Annotated in this window: 4 protein-coding genes; 1 reads left to right on the top strand and 3 read right to left on the bottom strand. The window is 66.8% G+C overall.

Annotation, left to right across the window (positions count from 1 at the left end):
• Positions 1–10 precede the first annotated feature (10 nt).
• The 3 genes from AC1DQP_RS16850 to AC1DQP_RS16840 all read right to left on the bottom strand — a co-directional run bounded on the left by AC1DQP_RS16850 (position 11) and on the right by AC1DQP_RS16840 (position 1,911).
• On the bottom strand, positions 11–448 hold the full coding sequence (locus AC1DQP_RS16850; RefSeq protein ID WP_256775079.1) for a hypothetical protein: 438 nt from the start codon (positions 446–448) through the stop codon (positions 11–13).
• A 58-nt stretch (positions 449–506) separates the two neighbouring features.
• Positions 507–1,304, bottom strand: a complete 798-nt coding sequence (locus tag AC1DQP_RS16845; protein WP_457318624.1) for a siderophore-interacting protein — start codon at positions 1,302–1,304, stop codon at positions 507–509.
• A gap of 103 nt (positions 1,305–1,407) precedes the next feature.
• Positions 1,408–1,911 carry a PadR family transcriptional regulator gene (locus AC1DQP_RS16840; RefSeq protein ID WP_256775081.1) on the bottom strand — a complete coding sequence of 168 codons (504 nt, stop codon included), beginning with the start codon at positions 1,909–1,911 and terminating at the stop codon, positions 1,408–1,410.
• Between the two features lie 1,052 nt (positions 1,912–2,963).
• On the opposite strand from AC1DQP_RS16840, the gene aceE reads away from it, so the two are divergent.
• A partial coding sequence (gene aceE, locus AC1DQP_RS16835) for a pyruvate dehydrogenase (acetyl-transferring), homodimeric type (RefSeq protein WP_478052049.1) occupies positions 2,964–4,592 on the top strand: 1,629 nt, incomplete at its 3' end.

The following is a 4,592-nucleotide window of genomic DNA, read 5'->3' as shown; positions in this document are numbered from 1 at the left end:
GCTCTACGGGTCAGCCTGCGGCAACCGTCGCTGCCACCTTGCCCAACCACCCGGTAGCAAAATCCGTCGGCAGCCGCCGCGTTGGCGCGGTCAACCCGCTGTCACGCAGAAACGCATGCGTGGCCTGCGCAAAACCCTGCCGCGCGATCAGCGCCGCCTGCTTCACAGCCGCCTGCTGCTTGCGCAGCTGCACGATCTGCAGGCTCGGCTTACCCGGCGCGGCAAACTTCTGGTAACGGCGCAGCTCATCGGCCACGAGCGCGATATCCGCGTTGGCCTGCAGCAGCGCCAGCTGCGCCTGTGCCAGCGGCACCAACGCCGTGCGCAGCGGTGCGACATTGCCGCCCACCGAAGGCGCCACCGCGTTCAAGGCCGTATCCAACGCGGGGTCGGCACGCTCGGCGCGGTCGATCAGGTCGGTCAGCGCCGAAGAAGAAACTGCTTGCATGGAAAAGCACCGGCCCAAAACGCGATTGTCGCATCCGCAGCCGGTGCCCGTCGCGGGCTCAGTCGCCGTCGTGCTCGTCGGCGTGGGCCTTCCAGTAGCCGGTCGAGCGGATCCAGTCCTTGGGCACGCCCAGGTGCCCCTCGATGTACTTGCGCATCATCCGCGCCCGGCGCGACTCGGTGGCGATCCAGTAGAACGTATCGCCCTCCGGTTCCTCGAAATCGGTCAGCACATCCTCCAGCAGCGTGCTGCTCACCGCATCGAAGCCGTTGCGCTCCAGCCACGACACCCGGATCCGGTCGTCCTCGGGCAGCTCCTGGCGGTCGGCCGAGTCGGGGATTTCGATATACACATCAGCCTGCGCGCCGTCCGGCAGCGTCTCCAGCCAGCGGCCGATCGCCGGCAGCGCGGTCTCATCGCCGATCAGCACATAGGTATCGAAATCCGGCGCCGTCACGTGCGAGCCACGCGGCCCACCCACGGCAATCGCGTCGCCCGGCTGCGCATTGGCCGCCCAGCTCGAGGCCACGCCATGCCCGTGCAGGACGAAATCCAGCGCGAGCTCACAGGTGTCCAGGTCCCACCAGCGCGGGGTGTAATCGCGCGACGGTGAGGGCGTCTGCCCTTCCGGGTAGCGCGGGCCCTCGGCGGTCATCGTCGGCACCACGAACTGCCCCTCCGCATTGGGGAAGAACAGCTTCACGTGGTCGTCCGGCGACAGCGACACAAAGCCTTCCAGTGCCGGCCCGCCCACGATCACCCGACGCATGCACGGGCTGATCTCCTCGGTGCGCAGCACCTGCAGGGGGCGGAACTTCACGGTATGACGTACCAGCTTGTTTTCATGCAAAGCCATGGGGAACACCTGTCAGCAAATGCGCCGCAGTGCGGCGTAGGGGGATGACCTGGCTGGCCGGGGCTGGCTGGGTCGAATGCATTGAAAAAACGGGGAGGGCATCTCAGCGTCCTTGCCCACGGATCACCGCGGCCGCCTCGCGCAGCGCCTGCGCCACGCTGGCCGCGTTGTCCTCGTTCCAGCGGCCGTGGCACAGGGCCAGCGCATGCTTCAACTCGCGCAGGCCATCGCGCACGCTCGGCGGCAGGTTGGCCTTGGTGATCGTGCGCGCGCTGGCCCGCACCCGCTGCAGCGCCGCGTCCACCTCCTCGCGCTGCGCGGCCAGCTCGGCCAGGCCCAGCGCACTGAGCTGGTAGCGCTTGCGCCCACCGTCCTCGACCGCGCCCACCCAACCGGCCGCCTCGAACTGCGCCAGCACCGGGTAGATCGAGCCCGCACTGGGCGTATACACCCGCACGAACATGTCGCTGATCAGCTGGATCAGCTCATAGCCATGCCGCGGCTGCTCACCCAGCAGCGCCAACACCAGCAAACGCAGATCGCCGCGGCTGAGGGGCCGGGCGGTCAACGGGCGGGCAGGGCGATCGAGGTCACGCGGAGCGGTCATTTCGATATATCGAATGAAGTGACGGAACGATATATCGAAATCATGACCACATCCACCCTCGGAGACAACACGGCAGGGATGCGTTCAGGTCCATAGACCCAGGTCGAATGGCCCGGCCAACTGCCCAACCCAACCCAACCCAACCCGCGCGCCCCTATCTCTCCACCCACTCATCACCCGCTGGCGCCCGCGCCACCAAGCGGCCGATCCTCACTGCGGCATAAACCCATGATCGCGCGACGCACGCGTAACTGCGCGACCCGCCAGAAATCACGCGACCCACCCACGACCCCGCGCCTCACCCGTAAACCGCGCGTTCCCCCGCGATCACGCGACCCACCCGTAACCCCGCGTTGCCCCCGCGATCACGCGACCCACCCGCGATCACGCGACCCACCCGCGATCACGCGACCCACCCGCGATCACGCGACCCACCCACGATCACGCGACCCWCCCACGACCACGCGACCCACCCACGATCACGCGACCCTCCCACGACCACGCGACCAACCCACGACCACGCGACCAACCCACGACCACGCGACCCACCCACGATCACGCGACCCTCCCACGACCACGCGACCCACCCACGATCACGCGACCCTCCCACGACCACGCGACCAACCCACGACCACGCGACCCACCTGGTAGAGCCGGGCCATGCCCGGCTGGCCGCGCGCAGCGCGGCCCTTCCGAAGGCCAACCCACCTCCGCCACCGCGACGCTGCGTACCCGGCATGGAACAGTCCCCACCACACTCCCCCACAACCACCATGTTCCACACCAACCCCACCACGCCAACCCCCACCCCACAAACGCCCCACACGCCCGCACCGTCCCCCTTCAACACCCCACCCATCGCACAAACCCAGCCAAAACCCCGCGTGGAACCACGCCCCCACACCCCCAACCTGTCCCCCCACTGTCCCAAAGACAGCCCCATCCCCCTCCATACGCACCCGTAGCGAAGTAAGCAAACCCCTTGGTGCGCTACACTTTGCGGCTAGAAATCTAAAACAGTCGCGCGCGTGCGTGCGGTCATGGGAGCGCAAATGAACTGGTTGAACGAGGTGCTGAACAACGACCCGAATCCTGTGGAAACCCAGGAATGGATCGAGTCGCTGAAGGCCGTAATTGATGTCGAGGGCCCTGAGCGCGCGCATCAACTGTTGGAAGGCATGGTGGAGCTGACCCGTCGTTCGGGCGCGTACCTGCCGTTCTCTCCCACCACCGAGTACGTGAACACCATCGCGCCGACCCTGGAGGCCAAGAGCCCGGGCAACGCCGAACTGGAATGGCGCATTCGTTCCATCATCCGCTGGAACGCGATGGCCACCGTCGTGCGCGCCAACCGCAAGCCCGGCGACCTGGGCGGCCACATCGCCTCCTTCGCCTCCGGCGCCACGCTGTATGACGTGGGCTTCAACCACTTCTGGCGCGCCCCCAGCGACAACCATCCCGGCGACCTGCTCTTCATCCAGGGCCACAGCGCCCCGGGCATCTATGCGCGCTCCTTCTTGGAAGGCCGCATCGACGAGCAGCAGCTGGACAAGTTCCGCATGGAAGTCGACGGTGGCGGCCTGTCCAGCTACCCGCACCCGTGGCTGATGCCCGATTACTGGCAGACCCCCACCGTGTCCATGGGCCTGGGCCCGCTCGCCGCCATCTACCAGGCGCAGTTCCTGCGTTACCTGGAAAACCGTGGCCTGATCGAAAAGTCCGACCGCAAGGTGTGGTGCTTCATCGGCGACGGCGAGAGCGACGAGCCGGAAACCCTCGGCGCCATCGCCCTGGCCGGCCGTGAAGGACTGGACAACCTGATCTTCGTGGTCAACTGCAACCTGCAGCGCCTCGATGGCCCGGTGCGCGGCAACGGCAAGATCATCCAGGAACTGGAAGGCGTGTTCCGTGGCGGCGGCTGGAATGTCATCAAGCTGCTGTGGGGCGGTTACTGGGATGCCCTGCTGGCCAAGGACACCAACGKCGTCCTGCGCAAGCTGATGATGGAAACCGTCGACGGCGAGTACCAGAACTGCAAGGCCTTCGGCGGCGCGTACACGCGCGAGCATTTCTTCGGCAAGTACCCGGAAACCGCAGCCATGGTCGCCGGCCTGTCCGACGACGACATCTGGCGCCTCAACCGTGGTGGCCACGACCCGCACAAGGTGTATGCCGCCTACCACGAAGCCGTGAACACCAAGGGCATGCCCACTGTGATCCTGGCCAAGACGGTCAAGGGCTACGGCATGGGCAGCGCGGGCGAAGCACTGAACCCGACCCACCAGACCAAGAAGCTGGACGACGACGCCGTCCGCCACTTCCGCGACCGCTTCAACATCCCGGTGACCGACGCCCAGCTGGCCGACGGCCAGGTGCCGTTCTACCACCCGGGCCCGGATTCGCCGGAAGTGAAGTACCTGCAGGAACGCCGCGCCGCCCTGGGTGGTTACCTGCCGCAGCGCCGTCGCAAGGCCACCAAGAGCTTCAACGCACCCAAGCTGGAAAGCTACGAGCGCCTGCTCAAGAGCAGCGGCGAGCGCAGCTACTCCACCACCATGGCCTTCGTGCAGAGCCTCAACATCACCCTGCGCGACAAGGAACTGGGCCCGCACATCGTGCCGATCGTGGCCGACGAAGCCCGTACCTTCGGCATGGAAGGCCTGTTCCGCCAGATCGGCATC

It is taken from the genome of Stenotrophomonas sp. P5_A8, from assembly GCF_056400545.1.
The sequence above is the reverse complement of the archived record's forward strand: the minus strand, read 5'-3'. Positions and strand labels throughout refer to the sequence as shown.